Raw genomic sequence first — 1879 nt, 5'->3', positions numbered from 1 at the left:
ACCTGAAGGTTGAACACCACTCAATACAATGGGTTTGCTCATTAGAATGATTCCTTTGACTTCTTAATCTAATTAAAATGAAAAACCGTGCGGCTTTTAGCGCACGGTTTACTCAGTGTACTCATTAACGAGTATTTTGGAAGCTCTTTTGTAGCCGTTATGCAGAAACGGCTACTACTTCCAATAATTCAGATAAACTGTCTGCGACAAAATCTGGGTTTGAAGCTGAAATAGGCTCACCATGGTTATAACCGTATGTTAAACCAAACGAAGCACAACCTGCGTTTTTCGCCGCAAGGATGTCATTCTTCGAGTCGCCAACCATCAGCATTTCGCTCGCTTTCACCTGATGTTTTTCCATCAACCAGTTCAGTGCGACTGGGTTTGGTTTTTTCTCAGGGAATGCATCACCACCCAATACGTCCACAAAGTATTTTGCGATGCCATGTTGCTCTAGAATTTCTGGAACAAACTTCGATGGTTTGTTCGTTACAAGCGCCATCGTAAAGCCAGCCTGATGTAGCTCTTCTAACGTCTCTTTTACTGTTGGGTAAAGATGGCTCAGCTGATGACCGCTTTGCGCGTAAAAGTCATCAAACAGCTCGCGTCCTTTTGCACGCAGCTCTTCACTAAGATCGCTACTGATGGTCATGCTTTGGCTTAGCGCGCGACCAATCAGGACGTCAGCACCGTTACCTACGTAATCACGTACTTGCTCTTCCGATACTGCAGGGTAACCCAAAGCTTGTACCGCTTGGTCTGCAGCAACGGTCAAATCAGGTACGCTGTCCAACAAAGTGCCATCCAGATCGAACGCAATCAGTTTAATATCTTGTTGAGTCATAATTTCCCTAGCTAAAAATAACAAAGGATGGTCTCCCATCCTATGTGTTTGATTCTTCAAGCCACTAAGCCTTTGGGCTCAGTGACATATGTTCTCATTCGCTTACTTCGCAGCCAAGCGCTGACGAACTGCTTCGAATAAACAGATGCCTGATGCAACCGACACATTCAAACTTGATACGCTACCTGCCATTGGGATTTTAATCAAATCATCGCAAGTTTCTCGCGTTAGGCGGCGCATGCCATCACCTTCTGCGCCCATGACAATTGCCAGAGGACCAGTCAGTTTTGCTTGATAAATGTCGTGTGTCGCTTCACCCGCCGTACCCACGAACCAGATGCCCTGCTCTTGCAGAGTACGCATTGTGCGCGCTAGGTTGGTTACACGAATCAAAGGCACCACTTCTGCAGCGCCACAGGCTACTTTGCTTACTGTCGCATTCATTGGTGCTGATCGATCTTTAGGAACGATAATCGCAGCAACACCAGCAGCATCGGCGTTACGTAAACAGGCACCAAGGTTGTGAGGGTCAGTCACGCCATCCAAAACCAATAGCAACGGTGTCTCATGCTGCGCTAGGATGTCGTCGATGTCGTTTTCGTTCAGCTGTTTTGCTGGTTTTACGCGCGCGATGATGCCTTGGTGGTTTGCACCATGTGCTTTGTCATCCAAGGTTTTACGCGTCATTTGTTGGATAGAAACACCACACACCTGCAAATCGTTCAAGATTGGCATTAGGCGATCGTCTTGGCGTCCTTTTAGAACGTACGCTTCAATAAAACGTTCTGGTTCGCGTTCCAATACCGCTTTCACGGCATGAATACCGTAAATAAATTCGTTACTCATTACTTAACCTGTTTCTGTGCTTCGCTCACCGCCAATCTGCGGTAACAGATTGGCGCTTCAGCCTACTGCGCGTCTTGCTTAGTGCGCTTGGTTTTCTTTGGCTTACTGTGTGGCTTTTTCTTGTGGGCTTTCTTCACCTTTGGCTTCTTTGCGCTATCGTCATCCCCACGTTTTGGCCCTTTGCGTTTA

General features: G+C 46.8%; 2 protein-coding genes. Both read right to left on the bottom strand.

Annotated elements, in window-relative coordinates:
• Positions 1-157: 157 nt before the first annotated feature.
• On the bottom strand, positions 158-844 hold the full coding sequence (locus R8N46_RS24420; protein ID WP_020839776.1) for a phosphoglycolate phosphatase: 687 nt from the start codon (positions 842-844) through the stop codon (positions 158-160).
• 102 nt (positions 845-946) lie between these two features.
• A complete protein-coding gene (gene rlmB, locus R8N46_RS24415) occupies positions 947-1690 on the bottom strand; it encodes a 23S rRNA (guanosine(2251)-2'-O)-methyltransferase RlmB (protein WP_005455666.1) in 744 nt (247 codons plus the stop codon).
• Between the last annotated feature and the right edge of the window lie 189 nt (positions 1691-1879).

The sequence above is a fragment of the Vibrio sp. 1874 genome, assembly GCF_033344395.1.
Taxonomy (GTDB): domain Bacteria; phylum Pseudomonadota; class Gammaproteobacteria; order Enterobacterales; family Vibrionaceae; genus Vibrio; species Vibrio alginolyticus.
This window is presented reverse-complemented; position numbering and strand designations above follow the sequence as displayed.

Bases quoted from the DNA above. Each gene is read 5' to 3' on its own strand.
- rlmB (WP_005455666.1), bottom strand. From the start codon at position 1,690: ATGAGTAACGAATTTATTTACGGTATTCATGCCGTGAAAGCGGTATTG.
- R8N46_RS24420 (WP_020839776.1), bottom strand. From the start codon at position 844: ATGACTCAACAAGATATTAAACTGATTGCGTTCGATCTGGATGGCACT.